The 23,909-nt window shown below is 53.3% G+C and carries 18 protein-coding genes; 9 read left to right on the top strand and 9 right to left on the bottom strand.

Features of this window, described 5'->3' with window-relative positions:
- Positions 1 to 153 precede the first annotated feature (153 nt).
- From WH45_RS22770 to WH45_RS07540, 3 genes are read left to right on the top strand one after another with little or no spacing between them, the layout of a single operon-like run.
- Entirely contained in the window at positions 154 to 3,948 is a 3,795-nt protein-coding gene (locus WH45_RS22770; RefSeq protein WP_082096593.1) for a TerB N-terminal domain-containing protein, read from the top strand.
- A 7-nt stretch (positions 3,949 to 3,955) separates the two neighbouring features.
- Positions 3,956 to 5,389, top strand: a complete 1,434-nt coding sequence (locus WH45_RS07545; RefSeq protein ID WP_046213784.1) for an ATP-binding protein — start codon at positions 3,956 to 3,958, stop codon at positions 5,387 to 5,389.
- Positions 5,386 to 7,647: a DEAD/DEAH box helicase gene (locus WH45_RS07540; protein WP_046213783.1), complete on the top strand. Its 2,262-nt coding sequence runs from the start codon at positions 5,386 to 5,388 to the stop codon at positions 7,645 to 7,647. Before WH45_RS07545 ends, WH45_RS07540 begins: the two co-directional genes overlap by 4 nt.
- Here WH45_RS07540 and WH45_RS07535 read toward each other — a convergent pair.
- A complete protein-coding gene (locus tag WH45_RS07535; RefSeq protein WP_046213782.1) occupies positions 7,644 to 8,258 on the bottom strand; it encodes a TetR/AcrR family transcriptional regulator in 615 nt (204 codons plus the stop codon). The two genes, WH45_RS07540 and WH45_RS07535, sit on opposite strands and share 4 nt — an antisense overlap.
- Before the next feature lie 272 nt (positions 8,259 to 8,530).
- Between WH45_RS07535 and WH45_RS07530 the strand changes: the two genes are divergently transcribed.
- The 4 genes from WH45_RS07530 to WH45_RS07515 all read left to right on the top strand — a co-directional run bounded on the left by WH45_RS07530 (position 8,531) and on the right by WH45_RS07515 (position 12,661).
- The gene (locus WH45_RS07530; protein WP_046213781.1) at positions 8,531 to 9,670 is read left to right on the top strand and encodes an NADH:flavin oxidoreductase; all 1,140 of its coding nucleotides are present in this window, start codon (positions 8,531 to 8,533) and stop codon (positions 9,668 to 9,670) included.
- 469 nt (positions 9,671 to 10,139) lie between these two features.
- On the top strand, positions 10,140 to 11,240 hold the full coding sequence (locus tag WH45_RS07525) for an FAD-dependent monooxygenase (RefSeq protein ID WP_046213780.1): 1,101 nt from the start codon (positions 10,140 to 10,142) through the stop codon (positions 11,238 to 11,240).
- 181 nt (positions 11,241 to 11,421) lie between these two features.
- Positions 11,422 to 12,195, top strand: coding sequence for a GTP cyclohydrolase II (locus WH45_RS07520; RefSeq protein WP_046213779.1), 774 nt, complete (start codon positions 11,422 to 11,424; stop codon positions 12,193 to 12,195).
- 274 nt (positions 12,196 to 12,469) lie between these two features.
- Complete coding sequence (locus tag WH45_RS07515; RefSeq protein ID WP_046213778.1) at positions 12,470 to 12,661, top strand: aspartyl-phosphate phosphatase Spo0E family protein; 192 nt, start codon at positions 12,470 to 12,472, stop codon at positions 12,659 to 12,661.
- A 195-nt stretch (positions 12,662 to 12,856) separates the two neighbouring features.
- Here the strand turns inward: WH45_RS07515 and WH45_RS07510 are convergent, their stop codons facing one another.
- The 3 genes from WH45_RS07510 to WH45_RS07500 form a co-directional block, all read right to left on the bottom strand.
- On the bottom strand, positions 12,857 to 13,687 hold the full coding sequence (locus WH45_RS07510; protein WP_046213777.1) for an aldo/keto reductase: 831 nt from the start codon (positions 13,685 to 13,687) through the stop codon (positions 12,857 to 12,859).
- Between the two features lie 64 nt (positions 13,688 to 13,751).
- Positions 13,752 to 14,999, bottom strand: a complete 1,248-nt coding sequence (locus WH45_RS07505) for a CynX/NimT family MFS transporter (protein WP_046213776.1) — start codon at positions 14,997 to 14,999, stop codon at positions 13,752 to 13,754.
- 3 nt (positions 15,000 to 15,002) lie between these two features.
- Positions 15,003 to 15,683: a FadR/GntR family transcriptional regulator gene (locus tag WH45_RS07500; protein ID WP_046213775.1), complete on the bottom strand. Its 681-nt coding sequence runs from the start codon at positions 15,681 to 15,683 to the stop codon at positions 15,003 to 15,005.
- A gap of 903 nt (positions 15,684 to 16,586) precedes the next feature.
- On the opposite strand from WH45_RS07500, the gene WH45_RS07495 reads away from it, so the two are divergent.
- A complete protein-coding gene (locus tag WH45_RS07495) occupies positions 16,587 to 18,125 on the top strand; it encodes a DUF6359 domain-containing protein (RefSeq protein ID WP_235338320.1) in 1,539 nt (512 codons plus the stop codon).
- Between the two features lie 127 nt (positions 18,126 to 18,252).
- Here WH45_RS07495 and WH45_RS07490 read toward each other — a convergent pair whose 3' ends face one another.
- The 4 genes from WH45_RS07490 to WH45_RS07475 form a co-directional block, all read right to left on the bottom strand.
- Positions 18,253 to 18,693 (bottom strand): DUF350 domain-containing protein, encoded by a 441-nt coding sequence (locus WH45_RS07490; RefSeq protein ID WP_046213774.1) that lies wholly within the window; start codon positions 18,691 to 18,693, stop codon positions 18,253 to 18,255.
- 75 nt (positions 18,694 to 18,768) lie between these two features.
- Positions 18,769 to 20,301 carry a glutathionylspermidine synthase family protein gene (locus WH45_RS07485; RefSeq protein ID WP_046213773.1) on the bottom strand — a complete coding sequence of 511 codons (1,533 nt, stop codon included), beginning with the start codon at positions 20,299 to 20,301 and terminating at the stop codon, positions 18,769 to 18,771.
- 5 nt (positions 20,302 to 20,306) lie between these two features.
- The gene (locus tag WH45_RS24115) at positions 20,307 to 20,729 is read right to left on the bottom strand and encodes a hypothetical protein (protein ID WP_324292924.1); all 423 of its coding nucleotides are present in this window, start codon (positions 20,727 to 20,729) and stop codon (positions 20,307 to 20,309) included.
- Entirely contained in the window at positions 20,726 to 21,211 is a 486-nt protein-coding gene (locus tag WH45_RS07475) for a hypothetical protein (RefSeq protein WP_046213772.1), read from the bottom strand. Before WH45_RS07475 ends, WH45_RS24115 begins: the two co-directional genes overlap by 4 nt.
- Positions 21,212 to 21,574: 363 nt before the next feature.
- Between WH45_RS07475 and WH45_RS07470 the strand changes: the two genes are divergently transcribed.
- The gene (locus tag WH45_RS07470; RefSeq protein WP_162198440.1) at positions 21,575 to 22,864 is read left to right on the top strand and encodes a hypothetical protein; all 1,290 of its coding nucleotides are present in this window, start codon (positions 21,575 to 21,577) and stop codon (positions 22,862 to 22,864) included.
- A 435-nt stretch (positions 22,865 to 23,299) separates the two neighbouring features.
- Here the strand turns inward: WH45_RS07470 and WH45_RS07465 are convergent, their stop codons facing one another.
- On the bottom strand, positions 23,300 to 23,869 hold the full coding sequence (locus WH45_RS07465) for a thymidine kinase (protein ID WP_046213771.1): 570 nt from the start codon (positions 23,867 to 23,869) through the stop codon (positions 23,300 to 23,302).
- Positions 23,870 to 23,909: the final 40 nt, after the last annotated feature.

Here is a 23,909-nt window from a genome sequence, read left to right as displayed (position 1 = left end):
GGCTATTGTGAGTCTTTCATGATAACCACCGCTCGTCAGCCTCTTAGGTGAATCACGAAAATATGTTCGTTTCCTATACCAATCCGGGGAAGGCATCATGTATAATATGGGATATTATGTTGACCAATTACGGAAGAAAGGCAAGGTTGTCCCATGATGTTATCTTCTCCGGTATCCTGCACGGATAAATCGTATATTGCCCTGCTGAGCTTCGAGGAAGATCGGGGCTTTTTCCTGCATATTTCCTATGGAACTCAAGCGATGGAGCTGGAGAAGGCCATGGAAGTGCAGCAGCTTGTGATGGGCCGCTCATTGAGCGGAAGTGACCGCTGGCAGATCAGTGCCGCGGGACACAGTGAATGCCTGCTCATGCCCGAAGAAGCGGGCAAGTTGTACAGCCGTCTGCTGCGTCTGCTGCCCGGTACACTTGAATTGGAAGAAGGCATTCCGGTACAGACCTATTGGGATAAGCATGCCGCCGCTGTACTGGCTGGCGGCGAATCGTTCTCGTCCACTTCCCTCTATGAGTCCGACTATGTAACGGATATGACGGATGAGACAGTCAATGAATATGCTGCAGATTCATCCTCCGATGATCATACAGCTTATGCTCCGTCTGCCACAGCATCGGCATCTGCGACCTATCTGCATACAGCAGTACAGGAATCAGGGATCAGCTATGGTGAACCGGAGGAGTATATTCCGTATGAAGAGGAATCTTTTGCAGGGGATATTCATCAGGAGGTGCGCTGGGTACTGGAAGGACGCCGGGAAGAGCGTAGCGGAATCGGACAGGTGACAGCCGTACCGATGATCGAGATCGGCGGCATTCGTTATCCGGCGATTGAACTGTCGCGCCGTCTGGGCTCGGCAGGCAGTTATGTGCAGCTCGATGGACACGGACAGATCGAGACGGAGCGTCTGCGTGAACTGGGACTCGGTCCCATGGGCAGAATGGCAGATGGCACTTCACTTGACCGCAACAGCAAGCTGACCCCGCAGGAGATTATCCAGCGCGGCTCGGAGCGGCTGCGCGGTCCGTGGGAAGAGATTGTCATTCCCGAGCTGGAACTGCCGGATACCAACCGGGGCATCCACGGTCATTTTGACTTTCTGTGCCGATGGGGAATATCCGGGGGCATATTGGGCGGTGTGATGAGGCATGCCGAGGAAATGGGAGAATGGCTGTATGAGCTGCTTCGCCGCGCTCCAAGCTGCCGCATCGGTCTGATCGGCAAGAAGTCCCTGCTCGGTACACTGCACAAAATGTGGTCAGTCACGCTCGGCGGCTTCTGGCAGGATGCCGATACACGTCCCGCAGGCAAAGGAAATCCGGATCACGGCGCTTTGATCGCCGTACCGGTCAGCATGCTGACACAGCGCAGCGCGGTACTGCCCGGTGGTGTGGATATCGCCATCTATCTGGAGCCGGACGAGATGACCGGTGACGTATCCAGCAAAATGTACAAAGCGATGAATAAAATCAACGCCCGGCTGCGCCTGTCCGTCTATTCGGCGGAGCAGCGGCTGGATGAACCGCATATGCGAACCGCCCAGACCAGCCTGCTCAAGCTGTTTCATTCGGTCGTGCGCGAATATGCGATTGCCGACCCGGATCATCCGCTGACCGGACTTCCGCCTGCTTTTGCCATGACGATCCGCAAGGGCGCGACAGGAGCAGGCGCAGCGCCTGCAGTGGAGATGCGGACAGGAGGATTTGCCGAGTTCGAGCTGGGAAGTGAAGATCAGGGGTGGAGCATTCCGGCACGTCAGGAGCAGCCGAATACAATGATTCGTCAGGGACAGCGCGGGGCATGGGCAGATTCACCCGATCGTTCCCAGCGGACAGCAGGGCTGCTGGAAGAGCTGTCCCTGCAGGGAATCGAGATCGGGATACCGGGCCATTCGCACGGCATGGATTCAGAGAACCACGGACCCATTGCGCAAAAGGATACTCCTGCCGAAGAAGGATCACGTTCGATCCCTTCCCGCTCGCTGGTTCATGGAGCGGACGAGGTGGATCACGAGAAATATACAGGTATGGAGATTCATCTGGAACCGCTGGATCTGCAGGTGCAACCGCTGTATGATCTTCCGTTGGACGGTCGTCCCGGTCCCGGTTCGCTTGCCATACCGGAATATGACGCACAGCAGGCGGACCTTCCGCAGCTCGATGCAGAGCAGCCGCATTCATCGGCCGCTGACGAATCTGCCCCGGCTGTTCTGCTGGAGGACGGATATGCACTGGATCTTGAAATGGAGATCGAACCGCTGAATATATCTGCTTTTGCGGCGCCTACCACAGCCGAAAGCGGCAGACCGGTTATGACAGAGGCGGAACAGGAACAGACCCGTTCGATGTCTTCGATTCAGAGCGCCGAACATATCTTTGCCCGCCGGGCACATGAGATGATGGAGCATGCCGAGGAAGAAGCGGAGTTTGTGCCGTTTATGAGCTACTGGCCGACCTATGAGAGCATGACCTGGCGGCAGAAGAAATGGTACTTTTACTGGCGTCAGGAAGTCCGGCAGGGCCGGTATCCGGTGACGGATCTGTCGTATATTTTCCTGCTGTGTTATGAAGTGATCAATGGAGCAGGCTGGCAGGAGCCGGTCGAGGGACATCATCTGCTGATGAATCTGTGGCGCAGCTACAGGCAGCGGTTCAGCAAGCTGGACCGGTATCTGCCCCAGTGGATTGTGGATTTTGCCCAGGTACATGAACTGCGGGAGCCGCTGATCGAGCTGCTGCGGGAAGTGCCGCGTCATCTGCCGGTCGAACTGGCCGATCTGGAATGGGAGCGGATCTGGAGCGCATCGCCGGCAGTCATTCCGTTTGACCTGCTGCCGGAGCTGATCCATTATGATATGGAGCGCAGCCGTTTCTATGCAGAGGTGGGCGGCGAGCAGATGCGGGAATATATCCCCAAAGTGCTGGCTGCAGTCGATGCCTTTCTGGACAAGCAGCAGGGTGTCCGGTTGATTCAGCTGTTCCGGCCGCCGGTATACCGGGAGACGGAGCGTTACCTGTTCCGCAGTGCGGTCTATGATTCGACCCGTTATGGCCGGACTTGCACCATTCGCCGTCTGCCGCTGACCGAGCATATGCCGCTGCGTGAATTTTTGACCGGTATCGTCAAGCTGACGGAAAATGAGCTGCGCCGTCATCTGGGATTCAGCGGCCGCCTGCGGATCAGTCCGCCGGTCGAGCCGGAGATTGCGCGTCTGATCGAACGGTATGTGAAGCGTGCCTTTACTGTGCCGGAAGAAGCACCCGCGCCGCGTCAGGTACAGATCGATGCGAGTGTGCTGGAGAAGCTGCAGGCGGACTCGGATGTCGTACGCGATATGCTGACCCTGCAGGAAGAGGAAAAAGCAGCGATCCGCCGCGAACAGGCCGAGGAAGCGCTGCTGGAAAGCTGGAGTCAGGCAGCCGCTGCGATGGAGCCGGATCATAATGATCCAGGGATCATTTCAAAAGAACTGGCGGCAGCATCTGCGGCGGCAGAGGAGTACGAAGCAAAGGCACAGTATATGGACAATCCGCATGAATACAAAGAATACAATCAAGATCAGGATCATACGCACCGGATCGGCGCGTTGGATCAGGACCCTGAAGCGAATACGACGGCAAATAAAGTCTCTGTCACAGAACAGTCCGTCTCGTCAGCTGCCGCTCGCCTGCATCTGACCGACGAGCTGGAGGAAGAATGGAGAGACTGGGCCGAGGCGCTGCAGTCGCAGCATATCGGATTCCTGGCGGCTGTCCTGGATGGCGCGGCTGAGCATGAGCTGCAAAAGATTGCCGGTACGCACGGTACAATGGCCGCGCTGCTGGCAGATGAGATTAACGACCTGGCGATGGATACAATCGGCGATCTTCTGCTGGAAGATGGGACCGTGATGGAAGAATACAGATCATTGCTGGATGCAATCATCATGAGGTGAACTGGAAATGAATGAAGTGAAAATACCCAAACGGGTCACAACGGCGCTGGTGAATTCCTTTGCCGCCGGGGTGGTCCCGCGTATCGGACTGGAGCATATCGCTGTCGGTCGTAAATATGAAGTGGAATCCATTTTGCGTGAACTGGAAAATGTCGCCGATGGCGGAGCAGCGTTCAAGCTGATCACCGGACGCTACGGCAGCGGGAAAAGCTTCCTGCTACAGATGATCCGCAACTATGCGATGGACCGCGGATTCGTCGTCGCCGATGGCGATCTGTCACCGGAGCGCCGTCTGACTGGTGCCAAAGGGCAGGGACTGGCCACGTACCGCGAGCTGATGACCAATCTGTCGACACGCACCCGCCCGGATGGTGGAGCGCTGGAATCCATGCTGCAAAAGTGGATCTCCAATCTGCAGCAGCAGGTGATGGAAGAAAATAACGTCTCTCCGGATGATCCTTCGATCGGTATCGAAGTGCAGCGCCGGATTCATGCGGTCACTGCAGAGATGGAGGGCTGGGTGCATGGTTTTGATTTTGCCAAAGTGCTGTCCGCCTACTGGCAGGGCATCCGACTGAATGAGGATACCCTCAAGCAGTCCGCCCTGCGCTGGCTGCGCGGCGAGTACCAGACCCGCACCGAAGCCCGCCGGGAATTGAATGTAAGTGTCATTATCGATGATGACGGCTGGTATGACTACATGAAGCTGTGGGCGGAATTTGCTGCCCGGATCGGCTATCGTGGTCTGCTGCTGTTCATCGATGAAGGCGTGAATTTATATAAAATATTCAACAGTGTCTCCCGTCAGAGCAACTATGAGAAGCTGCTGACCATCTTCAACGATACAATGCAGGGCAAAGCCGGGCATCTCGGCGTCTTTGTCGGCGGTACGCCGCAGTTCGTCGAGGACCCGCGCCGCGGTCTGTATAGCTACGAAGCGCTGCGCTCCCGGCTGTCGGAGAGCCGGTTCGGCAGCAGCGGTACCAAGAACTTTGCCGGTCCGGTTATCCGGCTGGAGATGCTGTCCCATGAAGAGATTCTGCTGATGCTGCACAAGCTGCAGGATATTCACTGTCAGCATTACAAGTATGAACGGGTGCTGGAGCAGCATCAGCTCGTCGCCTTTATGCAGACCGCTGTATCGCGGCTTGGCGCGGATGAGCTGTTGACCCCGCGGGAAGTGGTGCGGGACTTTGTCGATCTGCTCAATACGCTGCACTTTAACGAGGAGCTGAACTTTGACGGGCTGCTTGGCCAGCTGGCGGAAGCGCCTGCCCAGGTCTATACCGGAGCGATCGACCGAAATGATCCCGATATGATCATTCATCCGGGTTCCTCTTCGTCAGCAGGTGGACGCAAGGATGCGCGGGTACAGCCCGGTCCTGCAGCCTCTGCTCAGCCGGATGAGGTGGATGATTTCCTGGCGGAGTTTGACCTGTGAGCGGGCATCCGTTTTACCGTCTGGCTCCGTTTATCCAGGAATACATTTACCGCAGCGGCTGGAAAGAACTGCGTGAAGCCCAGGTGGAAGCCTGCCGGGTGCTGCTAGATACACCGCATCATCTGTTGATTGCTTCCGGTACGGCTTCCGGCAAAACAGAGGCGGCTTTTTTTCCGGCACTGACCGCGCTGTATGAGCAGCCGTCCCGTTCGGTCGGCATTCTGTATATCGGCCCGCTCAAGGCGCTGATCAACGATCAGTATGAACGGCTCAAGGGTGTGCTGCGCGATTCGGAGATTCCGGTCTGGCATTGGCACGGCGATGTACCGCAGTCGCACAAGACCAAGCTGGTGCAGAATCCGTCCGGCATTTTACAGATTACGCCCGAATCGCTGGAAGGGCTGCTCATGAACAAGCCCAATGCGATTCCGGCGCTGTTCGGTGATCTGCGTTATATCGTGGTGGACGAAGTCCATGCCTTTATGGGTGCGGATCGGGGTATTCAGGTATTGTCCCAGCTGTCCCGCATTCAGCGGATGGCAGGCTGCCGTCCGCAGCGGATCGGATTATCCGCGACGTTGAGCGATTATGAGAGCGCCTGTCACTGGCTGTCTTCCGATACCGGACAGCCGGTCGAGGTCGTCTCGCCGCAGGGTTCGCGCAAGCTGCGCATCAGCATTGAGCATTTTTCCTTTCCCGATGCGCGCAACGAGGAGCAGGCCCAGCAGCTGGAATATGCCCAGCAGGCGTATCACAATTTCATCTACGATCAGACTCATCATAAAAAGGCGCTGATCTTCACCAACAGCCGCTCGGATGCGGAATATCTGACCCTCGAAATGAGGCGGGTCGCCGCCAAACGGCAGGAGCCGGATATTTTCCATGTGCATCATGGCAGTATCTCGGCGATGCTGCGTGAAGAAGCCGAAGCGGCACTGCGCGAAGGCTACGGCCCGGCAGTGGCGGCCGCGACACTAACCCTGGAGCTGGGCATTGATCTCGGGGAACTGGAGCGGGTCATTCAGCTGGGAGCACCGTATTCATGCTCCAGCTTTGTCCAGCGTCTCGGCCGTTCCGGTAGACGGGAAGGCTCGGTGTCGGAGATGATCTTTGTCTGTCCCGAGGAAGAGGATGAGCAGGCCCAGCTGCCGGCACGGATGCCGTGGATTATGCTGCGGGCGATTGCCGTTATCGAACTGTATGTCAAGGAACGCTGGGTGGAGCCGTTCAGTGCGCGCAAGCTGCCGATTGGCATCCTGTACCATCAGACGATGAGCACACTCAAAAGCATGGGTGAAGCCGAACCGTCCGAGCTGGCACGTGCGATTCTGACACTGCCGCCGTTTCGTCATTTTACGGTGGAGCAGTATCAGCTGTTCCTGCAGTATCTGCTGCAGCTGGATCATATTCAGCGGACCGAGGAAGGAACGCTGATCATCGGTCTGGCCGGGGAGAAGATCGTCAACAATTTCCGCTTTTATGCGGTGTTCAAGGATGATGAGGAGCATTCGGTATACAACGGATCGGAGGAGATCGGCTCGATTACGACCGTACCGCCGCCGGGGTACTGCTTCTCGCTCGCCGGCAAGCTGTGGAAAGTGGAAGAGGTCGATACCCGCCACAAAGCCGTCTACGTCAAATCATCCAAGGGCAAAGTCGATACCCTCTGGCTCGGTGCAGGCGGTGATGTGGATACCCGGATCATGCAAAAGATCCGCGATATTCTCGCCTCCTCTGACATCTACTCGTATCTGGCGCCTAATGCAGCCTCCCGGCTAGAAAGGGCTCGCCGGCTTGCCAGAGAGACGGGGCTGTTGGAGCAGGTGGTTATTCCGGCAGGCGGGGATTCCTGCTTTATCCTGCCGTGGGTGGGCAGCAAGGCATTCCGTACACTGGAGCGCCTGCTCAAAAATAATCTGTCCGAGCGTCTCGCCCTGCGCGCGGTAACGCCGATGGAGCCGTATTATCTGGTCGTCTCCGGCAAAGCCGATGCGGCTGAGATGCTGGCGGAGATTGTGGCCGAGTGCAAGCGGATCGACTATCCGGAGCAGCTGCTGGCCGATGAGGAAGCTCCTTATCTCGGTAAATACGATGAATTCATCCAGCCTGGACTGGTCCGGCAGGCATTTGCCATGGACGGTCTGGATATGGAGGGACTGCGCAGCGGGCTGAATGTGCTCGGTGTGCAGATCAATCTGATGCCTTCGATGAATGAAGATCACTATACAGGTATAAATGAAGAAGCTGGAGAATATTAATCTCCAGCTTCTTTTTTGGGTTGGATAGATAGCTGGAATAATGCGGTCAGCAGCGGGACTATTCGCGCCGCCAGCTGCTGCGGCGTCTCACGGTCGCTGGATCGTTCCTTGCTCCACTGAAGCGTCGAACCATACAGCGACCAGCTGACCATGGTAGCGATCACTTTTAGCTGGGCAGCTTCCTGATCCGGCTGCTGCCGATTCAACTGCTCCAATATGTAATTCTCCAGTTGGGACTTTATCTGCTTTTCCGTAATCTGCCGAACTTCATCACTCGTTCGGCGGCATTGATTGGCTGAATAGTCATGGTGCTCACACAGAGCGCAGATTAACTGCATCAGCGATTCCAGCTGTAATCCGTTGAGCGGATCAATACCTTTGTAGATGAGCTGGATCAGCTCACTGTTAATCATGTCATCCAGCAGCTCATATTTATCCGTGTAATGGGTATAAAAGGTCACCCGGTTAATGGTCGCATGACGGGTCACATCACTGACGGTAATCTGTTGAAAATCACGCGTACGCAGCAGTTCCAGAAAAGCCTGCTGAATCAATTGACGTGTCCGTATTACCCGGGGGTCTTGCATATTGGGGCGGGTTGAGATGGTCAAAGTGGCGTCCTCCTTTATCGGGTACATAATAGTAATCTGCCCAAACGACACATATGGAGAAGTGTTAACTTAAACGACAGATCCCGAATTCTGTTGGTTGTACCGGGCTTCTGGCGCTTATACAATAAGCTCATAACCGATCAGGTTGCATGCACCTGCTGAGGAATAATTGCTGTCATATAACTTACTTTTTCATATTTATTTCTCGAAAGTAATTATTGTAATAGAACGATTATAGTATAAACGAAAATGATACTGGAGGTAATCCATAAATGACTTTTACCGAAAATAATTCGCAAATCGCCCAGACTCATTCTGCTGCACCGCTGTTTGAACCTTTTCGTTACGGACCGCTCGAATTGTCCAGCCGGATCGTAATGGCACCGATGGCGCGGGGATTCTCCCCGAATGGTGTGCCTGGTCCCGATGTGGCCGACTATTATCGCCGTCGTGCCGAACAGCAGGTAGGCCTGATCATTACGGAAAATGTATCGATCCCACATCCGTCCGCCAATCAGGACCCGGCCAATTCCCCGGACTTTGGCAGCGAGGCGGCCCGGGCCGGTTGGAAGCATGTGGTGGACGAAGTGCACCGTGTCGGCGGAAAAATCATTCCGCAGCTGATGCATGCCGGAATCGCCAGAGCCGCTATTCCCCAGCCGGATGGGGCGGCGCCGTCAATCAGTCCATCGGGGCTTGATGTAAATGGGGAGCAGCAGGGAGAGCCGATGACTGTGGAGCAGATCCGTGAAGTGGTGGCTGCTTATGCCGAAGCTGCTGCCGAGGCGCAAAGACTGGGATTTGACGGGATTGAGCTGCATGGGGCTCATGGCTATCTGATTGACCAGTTTCTATGGGAAGGCACGAACCGCCGGACCGACGAATACGGCGGCAGTATTGCGAGCCGTACCCGGTTTGCTGTAGAGGTTATTGAAGCCTGCCGCCGCGCTGTAGGACCGGACTTTCCGATCATTTTCCGCTTCTCCCAGTGGAAGTTTCCTGTGTATACAGCCCGGTTGGCCCGGAATCCGGAGGAGCTGGCTGAGGTGCTGAAGCCGCTGGCAGCAGCAGGGGTGGACATTTTCCATGCTTCGACCCGCCGCTTCTGGGAGCCGGCTTTCGAGGGATCATCACTCGGTCTGGCAGGTTGGGCCAAGCAGATTACCGGCCAACCGGTGATCTCAGTCGGCTCGGTTGGGCTGCAGGGGGACGTTAGCGAATTTATGGCCGGACAAGGTTCCGAGACAGCAGGCCTCCATGATCTGACCGAACGCCTGAACGCCGGAGAATTCGACCTGATCGCCATCGGGCGTGCACTATTGGCCGATCCGGCATGGGCAGCCAAGGTTCGCGATGGTCGACTGGACGAGCTGAAGCCATTTCATCCCGAAGCAGCCAGCAAGTTGTATTGAACAGCGCACTAGACCATATAACACCAGATCATACAACACAGCATCAGACCATATAATACAAGCAGCAGCCAGGACAGAACCCGGCTGCTGCTTTTGGCTGTTTTACAATAATCCCTGTCTGCACAGAAGTGATAACCCCTTTTACAAATCCTCGGTAAAATAGTCCAAGACCATACAGCCGGCGCTCTGGGCCACAATTAAGTACCGTTTGTAAGTCTCATGTATAAGTCTCAGGATATGAAGCCTGTGCAAAAGCATCTTTTATGGTCATCGCCGGATAAACTTTGGAGTATCCGCGCCGATAACGATAAGAGGTGCTTTTTGTGTGCTGCCTCGAGAGGATTCTATGAAAGTTGACAAGACCCTTTCACTTAAATATAATCTACTTATTAAAAGTAAGTTAACGACCGTAAATATAATTGCTATGACAAATAAAGATACTGAGAATCATCAGAGAAAGGAGAATACGATGGATCTGAATACACAGGTCTGCATTGTCGGAGCAGGGCCGGGCGGAGCATTGCTTGGTTATCTGCTTGCTGCCCAGGGTGTATCGGTGATCCTGCTGGAACGGCACGGACATATTGACAAAGAGTTCCGCGGTGAACATCTGAATGCGGTGGGCGAGCGGATTCTCCGTCAGCATGGACTATATGAGCAGGTTCGCCGGGAAGGACTGCTGCATATGGAACGTGTAGAGTATTTTCAGGATGGACAGATTATCAAGACCATTCTGCCGGGACCGGGCGAGGAGCATACCGGCATCCATGTGCCGCAAAAGAATCTGCTGCACGTTCTGCTCGGGCAATCCTTGAAGTTCCCCAATTACCGCCTTATGATGGATACAACCGTCACCGACTTGATCCGGGACCCGGTGGATCACCAGGTTACCGGTGTCCGCGTTCGTTACGATGGCGAAGAGCTGACGATTCACAGCCGTTTGGTCATCGGGGCGGATGGCAGATATTCGACCGTTCGCAAGCTCGCTGGCATTCAGGCGACCATTATCAAGCATGGATTTGATCTGCTGTGGGCCCGTATTCCTGCACCGGACGGCTGGCCGCCCACCGTGCGTATGGCGCTGGCACAGGAGGCACAGTTGGCGCTGTTCACCCAGCAGGGCGGCTATATCCAGATCGGCTGGAATATTCCGCAGGATACGTATCCGCAGCTGCGCAAGTCGCCGGTTGATCCGTTTGCCGAAGCACTGATTCATGCCTTTCCACAGCTGCAGGTCACTGTGCAGGAGCATATCCGCTCCTGGAATGACTTTGTTCTGCTCAAGGTGCAGAGCTGTGTATGTGATACCTGGGTACAGCCGGGACTGGTCATTATGGGCGATGCTGCCCATACGTTTAGCCCGACCGGAGCGATCGGCGTGAACAGCGCGATGCAGGATGCCCATGTGCTCGCCCCGCTGCTGCTGGAGGCGCTGGCTGCAGACGATGTGAGTTCGGAGCGGCTCGGTGTTTTTGAACAGCTGCGCCGTCAGGAGACGGCCGATGAACTGGACAGCCAGTTCACGCGGGAAGCCGGCTTTCGTGACCAGTTTCCAGCCTATCGTTCCTGATGAGAGCTTATTTCCTGGGAAATCAGCTTGAAATCGCGATACAGGATTAACAATTCTCTGTTAGAGTAAGTATAGAAGTCCGGATCAACCTCAATCAAGTGTTGCAGGCCGGTTGCTGATCCAATTGGCACCCAGTAACGTATTTACAAATACAGCATCCCCATTTCCGGAGGTAATTGATATGATCAACCCTAAAATTGCAGCTGCACTCCAGAATCACATTCAAATCGTACCGACCGGCGAGAAATCCATCTATCTGGTCGGCCCGATCCGTCTGCCGGTCAATCTGGACGGCGAGACCGTTGTGTTCCAGTGGTACTGCTGGCTGCGCTGCGACAGCATGCCGGGCGCCGACTGCGGAGATCGCAGCTATGACCACGCCGCCATTATCGAGATGCTCTCTTCCTCCAATCTGGCCGAAGCCCAGCAGTCCAGCGTCCTCGTCTATGGTGATTTCAAGGAATCGCCGGATGCGCTGATCCGGATGCACAGCATCTGTCATACCGGTGATATTTTCGGCAGCAAGCGCTGTGACTGCGGCTACCAGCTCAAGCAGTCGATGAAAATGATCGCCGCTCACGGATCGGGTGCGCTGTTCTATCTGGCCAACCACGAAGGACGCGGTATCGGCCTGTTCAGCAAAGCGATGGCCTATGTGTTGCAGGAACAGGGACTCGATACGGTCGAAGCCAATCTGGAACTGGGCTTTGAAGACGATATGCGTAACTATGACGATGCGATTGCCGTACTGAATCAGCTGCGTCAGCTGCCGGTCACCCTGATCACCAACAATCCGCGCAAACTGGATGCCCTTCAGCGCTCCGGTGCGGAAGTGAGCGGCAGAGTGCCGCTATGGGGCGACATTTCCGAATTTAACGAGAAATATTTGCAGACCAAGGTCGACCGTTCTGGACACTTCGGCAGCGGCCCATTAACTCAGGTTATTACGGATTAACCTTTATACAACCGGAAGACCTGTGTGCAGCATTCATGCAATTTTCATGCACCAGGGCTTCCGGTTGTGTTATATTTCTATAAAGCATAAAGGACATCCTTTAGCTTTTAGTCACTTTATAATCTAAAGTACATGTAATTGTAACATGGTAGAAATAGGAATCGTTTGGTAAAATTCGTAGACAGAGTAGTAGATGACAGACTGCATAAAGATAGAATAAACAGATAGAGATCGCAGCTGTTTCTTCAAGACATCGCGGCAGGAGGTGAGTTTCTTGGAAGAGCTTAAATTGATTGAAGCATGCATCGAACAAGAGCGCCGGGAACTTAATGAAATGGTACAGTTTTATGACCTTCAGGACCACCGCGTATTGGACCAGTCGAGAAGAGTAGACACCATACTTAACCATTACAATCATTTGAAGCAGGCATTATTAGGTACTCGAAGTTCAATCGTAGGGTCATAAGCATTCAAGCTGGGATTATAAGTGGTGGAACGAGCACATACTTAACTTATAGCTTGGGACATAATCGGTAACAGATATAATTATATGGATAGGCCTCCGTGCAGACGGGGGCTTTTTTATATGCCCACATATCAAAAAGGCACACCGGGATAGCCCGATGTGCCTGTATATCCACAGCAGTGCTGCAGAACAGAATTAGAAGTTGAAGTTGTCCGGATCCGGACCGGTGCGCTCGTTTTTGTTGAGTGCATTCAGCTGATCCACTTCATCCGCTGTAAGCTGGAAGTCGAAAATGTTCGCGTTATCCACGATACGCTCTTCTTTGACCGAGCGGGTCAGCACGACTACGCCTTTGTCCAGTACCCAGCGCAGCAGTACCTGAGCCGGGCTCTTGCCGTATTTCTCGGCAATGGCGGTTACGACTTCGTTATCGAACAGCTTGCCTTGCGCGAGTGGGGACCAGGCTTCGACCTGGATGCCTTTTTGGGCGCAGTAGTCGAGCAGTTCGTTTTGCGTCAGCAGAGGATGGAATTCGATCTGGTTCACTGCAGGTACTACTTCTGCGTCGGCGAGCAGATCGTCGAGATGATGCGGCTGGAAGTTACTTACGCCGATGGCACGGATGCGGCCTTCTTTGTACAGTTTCTCCATAGCGCGCCAGGAATCTTTGTATTTGCCTTTTACCGGCCAGTGGATCAGGTACAGATCCAGTACGTCCAGACCGAGTTTCTCCATTGTCGCGTCAAAGGCTGCGAGTGCGGATTCATAGCCCTGGTCACCATTCCACAGCTTGGAAGTGATGAACAGCTGGTCACGGGGAACGCCGGAGTCGCGGATCGCTTTACCGACACTTTCCTCGTTTTTGTAGGCGGCAGCGGTATCGATGGAAATATAGCCTGCCTTGATAGCGGCCGTAACGGACTGTGTTGCGTCTTCGCCTTCTTCTACCTGCCATACGCCGAGACCGAACCAGGGCATTTCTACGCCATTGTTCAGTTTTTTGGTGGAGCGGATATCAGTTGTCATGATTGAGTTCCTCCTCTTGGTCGCTAAGATTGCTTCTTATAAATCATACCCTATTTTATAGTTATTAATCGATAGTACGTATATTTTTGTCATTTGTCGTCTCTGGATAAATGAATCCGCGGCTTCCTGCACCGAATCCCGTGTACATCAGACTGGCTGCAGCAGCGACGAGCAGCATCAGCGGAATCGTCCATGTACCTGTCGTATCATGCAGCACACCGAACAGGGTCGGTCCGCACGCAGCGAGCAGATATCCGACAGATTGGGCCATGCCGGATACTTCGGTGGCCTCTTCTGGTGTACGGGTGCGCAGGTTGAAGAACATCATCGATAGACTGAAGGCGGCGGCCCCGGCAATCCCGAGCAGAACCAGACAAAAAGCAATCCAGCCCATATGCCCGCTGCCCATCATAATGCCGAGCAGTGCGATCAGATACAGCACGACCGTGCCGAATACGAGTACGCGCTGTGTCTTCAGCCGGGCGGCCAGAATCGGAATAATAAAATTAAACGGCAGCATCGAGAACTGCATCAGGGACAGCATATAACCGGACTGTACGCGGCTCATGCCCTGCTCCTGCAAAATATCCGGCAGCCAGGCAATGGACACGTAATAGATCATCGACTGCAGTCCCATGAAAAAGGTGATTTTCCAAGCGATCGGTGACTTCCATACGCTGTGACCGGAAGTGTGCGAACGGGCAGCCAGCTTGGCGACTTTGTTGTGACGCAGCTGCGGAATCCAGCAGAGCAGGGAGGCCATCGCCAGCACCGTCCAGGTGAGCAGCGAACCCTGCCAGCCCAGTCCGGCATTGACCGCCAGCGGCAGGCTAAGCGCGGATGCAAGCGCGGCAAATACATTGGTACAGATCGAGTAGACGCTGGTCATAATCCCGATGCGGAGCGGGAATTCCCGCTTGATCAGCCCGGGCAGAATCACATTCAGCACTGCAATCGCCAGACCGGTCAGGAATGTACCGGTGATGAGGATACTGATGCCGCCGAACGGACGCATCCAGCCGCCGACGACCAGAATAACCATGGCAAAGAAAATAATTTTCTCCATGCCATAACTGCCGGCCAGCCTGGCGACAAACGGGGACAGCAGCGCAAACGCCAGCAGCGGAATCGTCGTCAGGAAGCCAGCCATCGTATTGGATACGGTAAAGTCCTGCCGGATCTGTTCCAGCAGCGGACTCAGACCGGTAATCGGCCCCCGCATATTAATGGATACAAACAGGATACAAAAAACAAGAAAGGCCATATTCCGCATCGATGCGGAAGAGCCGGGAGTTTCGATAGTTGTGCGCATTGCTTATAAATTCCTTTCCATGATGATACCGGTGAAATGGGAAATATAGTTGTCGACAATAGAGGCCGCACGGTCGGGCTGCTGCTCACGAATCGCCAGAATCAGATCACGGTGTCCGGTATGGTAATGATCATTGCTCATCTCGGTCGTACTCAGAATGGACATCTGAATCTGTTCGAACAAATTGGCATACAGGTCGATCAGCAGTCCATTATACGATGCAGCCACAATGCTCTGATGCAGCTTCATATCGACTTCCACAAACGCCTCTACATCGCCCTCGTCGGTATACTGCTGACACAGGTCGGCATACCGATCCATGGCCTGAAGATCTTCTTCGGTCCGCCGCAGACAGGCCAGCCGAACCGCTTCCCGGTCCAGTGCATGGCGTACCTCCATAATCTCCACCATCGTCGAACGCTGCACACGCTTTTGCAGAACGGAGCTTAGCTCGCTGCTCGCCGTCACGAAGGTCCCATCCCCCTGCCGGGTAGACAGCAGCCCCACATGCACCAGTGCCCGTACCGCTTCCCGTAATGTATTGCGGCTGACACCAAACTGCTCCATCAGCTCCGCTTCACGAGGGATGCGCTCACCGACCTGCCAGTGCCCTTCCTTGATCCGCTGCTCAATCTGCACATACACCTGATCCACCAGCGATTTCTTTTCCAGCTTGTCAAACAAAATATTCACTCCCAAAGGTAGGATGATTGGTACTTTGGCTATTTTATAAGAATCCTCTGCGTTACGCAACTTAATTTGACGGTGATGGGAGAGGGATTATTCTGGTTTTTGGTTCATCCGCTGCAGAAAGGAATAAGGGCACGTCCTCCGGTTAAGCCTGGAGATTCTTGAATTGGATATTGGGAATGAGAATCTCCAGGCTTAAAAGTCGTCCTTTACCCTTATTTCCTTTCCTCCGCTCCGTATCGTGGTGTGACTATGTAAAAGAGGTAACCTCTTACCAAGTGGGAGGGGGAATTTAACATTTATAAATGTACTTTTTAGCAACCTGTAATAAGCAACTAATAGTTCATAGATAATAACTAACTAACACAAATCAACAGTCAAAAGCCAAAAACTAACAATCAGTAGCCAATAATCAGCAGTCAATAACCCAAAACCAATAATCCGCAACCTAATGCCAGATTATAACCCGTCTCTCTACATCTTTCGTCTATGATCTTGCTTCCCGCCCTCCCCCTAACAAAAAGGAATTTAAATCTTTTCTCTGGAACGTGCGAGTGGATATCCTAGCACGGAGCGGAGGGAATGGAATCCTTCTAAAGCCATCCTTTAAGAACGGATATCTACTGCTGAAAGCAGTTATTCCAGATATCCGTTCTTAACAGAGGGCGACAGAAGGATCCATTCCCGCAGCGCTGTAACTATTCTCCACCTCACGCCTCCCCGTCAAATTTAAATTCCTTTTTATTTAATTTTTACATAAAAGAGGAATGCGCTAGATAAAAACGAATTATGATAAATAAAGAATCAACTGTCCCACCGTTTGACCATTTAGCCAGAGGAGGAACGTACATGCAAAATGCAGTATCCCAAAGGTTTCATCTGATTTTCTTTGCCCTGATGCTGACGGCTGTATCCCTGTTTGGAGGTATGCCAGGTACCAAAGCAGAGGCGGCTTCAACACTTACTGTTGCACAGGCGATCCAATCGCAGACCGCAGGCACGATTACCGTTACTGGAGTGATTGTCGGACATGCCAGTGGGGCACAGACGGCGGATTTCAGCAGTCCATTTGCCAATGATTACAATCTGCTGCTGGCAGACAGCAAAGGGGAGACCAGCAACAGCAAGCTGCTGGATGTACAGATTCCAAGCAGCTATCGTTCCCAGTTTGGACTGCAATCCAACCCGGGGCTGATCGGTCAGACGATTACGGTGACAGGTACCGCAGGTACATACAATAATTATCCGGGTGTAAAAAGTCCGACGTCGATGACGATTGGCGGAACTACACCAACAGACCCAACTAATCCAACCGATCCGACGCCAGGTACACCAGGCACCGGAACGACACTGCCGGATGGCACAGGCAAAAAAGTACTGTTCGACAATACGCATGGACAGACAGCCGGAGCAGCCGACTGGGTCATCAATGGCGGATTCTCCGATTTTGCCAGTGGACTGCGTGCAGTCGGATTTACGGTAGAATCGCTGGAGCGTCCGATTCCGTACACATTCGGCGAACAGGCGATCACCTATGACAAGCTCAAAAATTACGATGTATTCGTTCTGGCCGAGCCAAACGTTCCTTTCAAATCAAGCGAGCAGGCAGCGATGCTGCAGTATGTCAAAGCAGGCGGCAGCATTTTCTTTATCGGTGATCATTACAACGCCGACCGCAACAAAAACCGCTGGGACGGTTCCGAGGCGATGAATGGCTACCGCCGCGGCGCTTACAGCAATCCGGCGAAAGGCATGAGTGCAGAAGAAGCCGCTTCCCCGGCGATGCAGGGTGTAAGCAGTTCCGACTGGCTGGGTGCGAACTTTGGTATTCGTTTCCGCTACAATGCGCTGGGTGATGTAAATGCAACCGATATCGTTGCTTCGAATCAGTCGTTTGGCATTACGGCAGGGGTCAAATCGGTAGCGATGCATGCCGGCTCCACGCTGGCCATCGTTGATCCGAGCAAAGCCAAAGGCATCGTCTATGTACCGTCCGGCGTCTCCAAATGGGGTAACGCGGTCGATCAGGGCGTATACAATGGCGGCGGACGCAATGAAGGACCTTATGCAGCGATCTCCAAGCTAGGCGCGGGCAAAGCAGCCTTTATCGGAGACTCTTCTCCAGTAGAAGATGCTTCACCAAAATATCTGCGTGAAGAGACCGGCGCATCCAAGAAAACCTACGATGGCTTCAAAGAAGTGGACGATGCCACACTGCTCGTACAGACAGTGAGATGGCTCGCCAACAAAGAAAGCTACACCAGCTTCAGCGCAGTCAGCGGACTGACACTGGACAGCCCGACACCACTGCTGCCGATCGAGACACCGGCTTCTTCCACAGAGCCGCAGGCAGAACCATGGGCAGCTCCGCAAGCAGGCTACAAATGGTATGATCCAAAAACATTCAAACCGGGTTCCTACGGCGCAGCTTCCTGAGTGGAATCCCATTTCTAACGAGATACAGCAAAACAGCCTCTTCTCCTGTACCAATACAGGGAAGAGGCTGTTTTTATGTGCAGCTTGATATTATACCGACAATGTATATTTTATCCATCCAGACGATTTACATCAGAAACGTCCCGATCACAAATGAAATACCGATGATCAGTGAGCGAAGCAGTTGGGCCATGGCCATGTTGCCGTTTTTGATCTGCTCGCATACTTTGGTACGTGGCGTGATCAGATCGAATAGGATATACACCAGACATAGAATGGCGATGCCGACCGCCGACCAGATAATCACATCCAGCCAGTTGTTCGAGTTAATCGATACGAGTCCGACGATAATACAGAGGCCGAGCAGCTTGCTGCCCATATACATACCGGCGGCTTCATTGCCCTCGGCAATCTCCTTGTTGTCGTTATACCGGGTGACCAGGCTGAATATATAATAACCGACCAGCAGTACGGCAAATAAGATGACCAGTCCAATCCCGACATGTAATAAATCCGTTCCAAAATGTCTCAACAATAGTCCCTCCTGTAAATAAGATGCTCCGGGCATCGTTCAATATCATGCAGTTTTCGAATTCGTATTGTATTCCGTTCAGCGGCGGATATCGGTGCAGCTCTGAACGATTTAACTGCTCGATTCACTGTCAAAGGCAGAGTGTTCGTCCGCTGGTGCGACAGCCGCCGCGCAGTAACAGGCCAGATTATCCGTCACTTTGCCGCCAATGCGAGGCAGCAGTCCGGCAAAGCGCCCGCCGATCACAAACGCACCGGTCAGAAGATACCCCTCATGGGTACCTTCCTGTGTAACAGCCCGCACCGGTTCCATCGGATGCAGCTGCTGATAGATTTTGGGTTGTTCTTCGTAATAGGCCGTAATTGCTTCTGCAGCGAGTCGTTCCTGCTCGGCTTGATCAGAATCAGAATCCGGAGATATAGCAGTACTATCTTTTGTATCCGGGCCAGACTGTTCGCCAGCATCATCCGGGTTAGCGTAGAATTCGCCTGTATCTGGTGTATCTGGTGTATCTGGTGTATCTGGTGTATCTGGTGTATCTGGTGTATCTGGTGTATCTGGTGACGGAGTCATTTCTACCGATAATTTTTCCTGTCCGGGCTGCTCCACCAGTCGGGTTCCTTGGCCTTCACGTCCAAAATACCCTTTGGACACATACGGAATCTGTCCTCGCCGGAACGGTTCATCTGTAAAATAGGTCGGCAGTAGATACTGCCTGATCCAGCTGCATTCCTCTGTAGTAAACAGGGTGAATCCGGCGTAGTCCTGCATCTGGTCATTACGTTCATACAGCGACCATAATGTCGCCATGAATCCTTTACTCTGCGTAATGATATGCTGCGCCGGATTGATCAGGCCGAGTCTGCCGTCAGCGACGAGCTGCAGCAGATCCTCGCCGACTGCCCGGCCGGACTCTTCCTCCCGGTCTTCCACGAGATATTCGAGCGGATACAGACGATACAGAATCGTAATCCGTTCCTCCTGATGATACAACCCCTGCTCCGGTACGATGGTGAGCTGCTCCAGGGGCACATAGGCTGCTTTGATTCCGGCGGCCTGGCACTGCTCCAGCAGATACATTGTATTCATCCGGTCTTCCTCATGCCAGTCATAGCTGGTGAAATGAATGTTGTCGCCCAGCCCGCGCTCCGAGTAGTACGCCAGTGCCTGCCGGAACATGTACTGAATCTGCTCGTTCATCCGGCCGGAGGCAGGCAGCAGACCGGGTATATGCGAGAGCAGCTCTTCTTCGAGAAAGGCGACCTCGGGTATACCGCTCGGGGTATCGGTGTTATTTTCAATACATTTCAGTTCACCGTCAAGGCTGATAATCCAGTCGAGCCGGGTCAGTCCATCCCATGGAATACGCTCGCGGGCAGTACGGGCGAGCAGTGGATGAATGCCCAACTGTTCGACCAGATAGTCATCCGGCAGATATTCCTGCACGAAATGCAGCGTTTTTCGGTACAGATGATCGACCCGCTCCGAACCGATTCGCAGCTGTTCATACTCTGCTGCTGTATAGATTGTCATAGCCGGCAGGCAGTACGGCTCTCCGTACATCGCATGATATGGAATTCTGCGGGCAATCTCGCCGCTGAACAGCTGTTCACGGGATAACGGCAGTGTCACTGTCTTACGCATACCGGTTACCCTCCAAAGAAAGAGCTGTGCGAGCCGCTGCTGCCAAAGCCGCTGTGCGAACCGGAGCTGCCTTTTTTGTAGGAAGAGCCGTAGCCGCCGTAATAATGGGAACCGCCGCTCGAATCATCGCAATTATATGGATTACCGTTCTGGTCGTATTCGCAGTAATCGTCATCGTCTCCGCAGCCGGTCAGAGCGACCGGTACGACCAGCATGAGCGAGAAGGCAGCCATGCGGGCTTTGGAGCCGAGCGAACGACCGGACTTTTCCGTACGGTTCTGGTGAATGGTGGAACTTTCCGTAATCGTACGGGTCACATCAGGCAGCTGCTCCGGTGCACCGATATGGGCAGTTACAGTCGCAGGAGGGATAGTTACCGCCTGATCCTGCATGTTGGTTTTCAGATTGTTATGTAGCTGTCTTGTCATGGATGTCTCACCTCACTCAGGAAAAACATGACTTTCTGGCGATCTGCATCCAGTACCGTATAAAGCATGTCATACGTGATCCCGTTCTCTACCCAGTAATGATCCAGCAGCCGACGGGCGATATCCAGTGGCGGCATGGAATAATCGTAGCCGCTAATCCGCTCAAATCTGTCACCGTTCCAGAGCCAGTATTCCGGCTGCAGCGCGGAAGGATAATCCTTTTGCCCGGTAATCGTGCGGGCGAGACTTTTCTGATACGGATGCGGCAGTTCCTCTGCGAAAGGACGTGCATATACCAGATGCCGCCCGGTATCCTCGGATTCGTGGGAGATGTGTACCCAGATCCGGTGGTTCAATTTGATAGCGTCTACGAGCTTATGCACAAAAAGCTCATCCTGATGAAGGGATGGGTATTCATGGATCAGACCGAGTTCGCGCTGTTTGTCCTCTGACCATTCAATGTATCGTAGAGGATATTGCATGATGTTCACTCCCTTTTGAATCTTTCGTTGCAAGTACACCCATGTTTACGCACCTTGCTATAAAAAGATGCACAATTTCCATTTTCCGATAAAAAGACCTATTTGGGAACAGGAAATATTAACCATGAGTAATCAGACAAAGTACCCGGGGGAAGTACCGTTAGTATTTGACTTCACCATATAAGTCATATCTGTTCCAAAACATGATTTTACCATCTGCGCCCATCTGGCCGGCAAGGTTGCAACCGGTAGTGCCGTCCGCTGTATAATGAACGCAGCAACGTTTCTGGCATGGTAACCAAACGACCCGTGCCTTCCTTGGATAAACGTCTGTCACTTGTGAAAAACAGGGAGGGACGACAGATGAGAAGAAGACCATCTACAAGTGTGGCACCCGGATTGCAGCCTGCTTTGCAGTACCATTGCAGAACGGGATTCACCCGGCGGCAGTGGTGGGGAATGATCCTGTTGTTGGTAGCCGGACTGGGGATACGAATCTGGTGCGGCAGCCGGTATGCCGGATTTGTTACGGATCAGGAGCTGTTTGTGCAGTGGATGAATCAGGTGAGGGAATATGGACTCGGGAGCGTCTATGTTCATAATGGCGGCATTAACTATCCGCCGCTGTTTCTCTGGCTGCTCAGCGGTTATGGAGCGTTATTGCAACTGCTGGGCATAACAGCGCAGCCGGGATCGCTGTCCTATAAAAGTATTGTCATCGTACTGGATATGATCGCTGTTGCAGCGGCCGTCTGGTGGTCGTCCGGAAAAACAGATTATCGGACCCGCTGGCTGCTGCTGGCAGCATTTGCCCTGAATCCGGCGCTGATCGTAAATGGGGCGGTATGGGGACAGGTGGATGTACTGAACGGTATGCTGATGGCCGGTTCGATCGTGCTACTGCTTGTGTCTCCGCTGGGTGCAGGTATTTTGTTTGCGCTGGCGCTGCTGACCAAGCTGCAGTCGATTATTATCGCTCCGGTGCTGGGCTGGTATGTGCTGCGTGAGCTGGGCAACAGGCGATTTCGTCCGCTGCTGTGGATCGTGATCGGGTTATGTATTCCTTTTGCAGGGATCAGTCTGTATTTTGCCGGTTATGGCGGATTACAGGCGATGATCCGATCCGCCTATCTGAGCGCGGTTGGCATGTATACCCAGGTGACGATGAACGCGCTGAACATCTGGTACTATCTGGTCGGCACCGCTCCGGATACGAGTGATACGGTACGCTTTTGGGGCATCCTCTCGCTGCGTGATGTCGGCTTCATCCTGCTGCTGCTCGCAGTTCTCTATGCAGGAGTGTATCTCTGGAAGCTGCATACCATCGATACCGCTGCCCTGCTCAAAGCAGGTGTCTGGATATCCTTTGCCTTTTTCATGCTGCCGACAGAAATTCACGAACGTTACAGCATCCCCGCTCTGATTCTGCTGCTGTTCACAGCCATGCTGGACCGCAGATGGATCGGCCTAGCTGCCCTGCTCAGCCTGACCATTACCTACAATCTATGGCAGGTTGTCACCAGCCAACTGCAGATGATCAGCGGCATGACAGCAGCCGGTCTGCACGTGATCGCCCTGCTCTGGATGGGGCTTCTCATGCTGTTGGATCTGCGCCGTCAAAGGCAGGGAAGACATAAACAATCGATACACTAGCAGGACAAGCAGCAATACATGATAACTGCAACTGGAGAAAGTAAATATAACCCCATAGATTAAGCTTACAAAGTAAGAGAAAAGACACCAACCAACCTTACAACCCCGGAACGCAGGCAAGGAAATAAGGGCAAAGGACGACATTGGAGCATGGGAATCTACATTCCTTCCCAATTCCGCAGATTCCCGCGCTCCACCGGAAGACGTGCCCTTATTCCTCGCCGGAGTGGATGATGCTCCAACCTGCTCATTTCCGCAAAAACCAAAAAGGCTGACGTCATGCATCCACCATGCAATCGTCAGCCTTTTGTTATTACACACATTCTATCGCTATCCAGCGAACAACCGCACGGATGTACACTCATCCTGCAACGCTGCTTCCTTTCCGCATTCGTTCAGATCGGCGATCCTGCTCACTGTCCTGTCCACAACCGCTCAAATTGGCGGATTGTTGTAACACTTGCGGCACACCGGATAATAACTCTCGTTGCCGCCAATCTGGATCTGTTCCCCGGTATATACGGGACGACCGTCCTTCATGCGCAGGTTCATCGTGGCTTTGCGCTCGCAGAACCAGCAGATGGTCTTCATTTCCTCGATCTTGTCCGCATACAGTAGCATATACTTGCTGCCTTCGAAGAGATGGTTCTGGAAATCATTTTTCAATCCGAATCCCATGACCGGGATATTCAGTTCATCCACAATACCGACCAGCTGCAGGACCGCTTCCTTTTTCAGAAACTGGCACTCATCGATCAGGAGGCAGGAAGGCTTGGGAGTATAGTTCTGGACAATCGTATAGATGTCCGTATCTTCATGTATGGCAATCGCCTGACGGCGTACACCGATCCGGGAGGAGACATAACCCATCTCATCGCGCGTATCGAGCGCCGAGGTAAAAATCAGGACATGCTTGTTTTGTTCTTCGTAGTTATGGGCAACTTTGAGGATCTCGATCGACTTGCCGCTGTTCATCGCGCCATATTTAAAAAATAACTGTGCCAATGGGAAAAAGGCCCCTTTCTCAGTATCATTTGCTCTGTCA

The sequence above is a fragment of the Paenibacillus wulumuqiensis genome (assembly GCF_000971965.1).
In the GTDB taxonomy this organism is placed as follows: Bacteria; Bacillota; Bacilli; order Paenibacillales; family Paenibacillaceae; genus Saccharibacillus; species Saccharibacillus wulumuqiensis.
Note: the sequence above shows the minus strand (reverse complement) of the source record. Positions and strands in the feature narration are given on the sequence as shown.

What these genes read in the sequence shown, in the direction of transcription:
- WH45_RS22770 (WP_082096593.1), top strand. Translation starts at nt 154, where the DNA reads ATGATGTTATCTTCTCCGGTATCCTGCACGGATAAATCGTATATTGCC.
- WH45_RS07470 (WP_162198440.1), top strand. Translation starts at nt 21,575, where the DNA reads ATGAGAAGAAGACCATCTACAAGTGTGGCACCCGGATTGCAGCCTGCT.
- WH45_RS07545 (WP_046213784.1), top strand. Translation starts at nt 3,956, where the DNA reads ATGAATGAAGTGAAAATACCCAAACGGGTCACAACGGCGCTGGTGAAT.
- WH45_RS07530 (WP_046213781.1), top strand. Translation starts at nt 8,531, where the DNA reads ATGACTTTTACCGAAAATAATTCGCAAATCGCCCAGACTCATTCTGCT.
- WH45_RS07520 (WP_046213779.1), top strand. Translation starts at nt 11,422, where the DNA reads ATGATCAACCCTAAAATTGCAGCTGCACTCCAGAATCACATTCAAATC.
- WH45_RS07495 (WP_235338320.1), top strand. Translation starts at nt 16,587, where the DNA reads ATGCTGACGGCTGTATCCCTGTTTGGAGGTATGCCAGGTACCAAAGCA.
- WH45_RS07505 (WP_046213776.1), bottom strand. Translation starts at nt 14,999, where the DNA reads ATGCGCACAACTATCGAAACTCCCGGCTCTTCCGCATCGATGCGGAAT.
- WH45_RS07475 (WP_046213772.1), bottom strand. Translation starts at nt 21,211, where the DNA reads ATGCAATATCCTCTACGATACATTGAATGGTCAGAGGACAAACAGCGC.
- WH45_RS07485 (WP_046213773.1), bottom strand. Translation starts at nt 20,301, where the DNA reads ATGCGTAAGACAGTGACACTGCCGTTATCCCGTGAACAGCTGTTCAGC.
- WH45_RS07510 (WP_046213777.1), bottom strand. Translation starts at nt 13,687, where the DNA reads ATGACAACTGATATCCGCTCCACCAAAAAACTGAACAATGGCGTAGAA.
- WH45_RS07490 (WP_046213774.1), bottom strand. Translation starts at nt 18,693, where the DNA reads ATGCCCGGAGCATCTTATTTACAGGAGGGACTATTGTTGAGACATTTT.
- WH45_RS07525 (WP_046213780.1), top strand. Translation starts at nt 10,140, where the DNA reads ATGGATCTGAATACACAGGTCTGCATTGTCGGAGCAGGGCCGGGCGGA.
- WH45_RS24115 (WP_324292924.1), bottom strand. Translation starts at nt 20,729, where the DNA reads ATGACAAGACAGCTACATAACAATCTGAAAACCAACATGCAGGATCAG.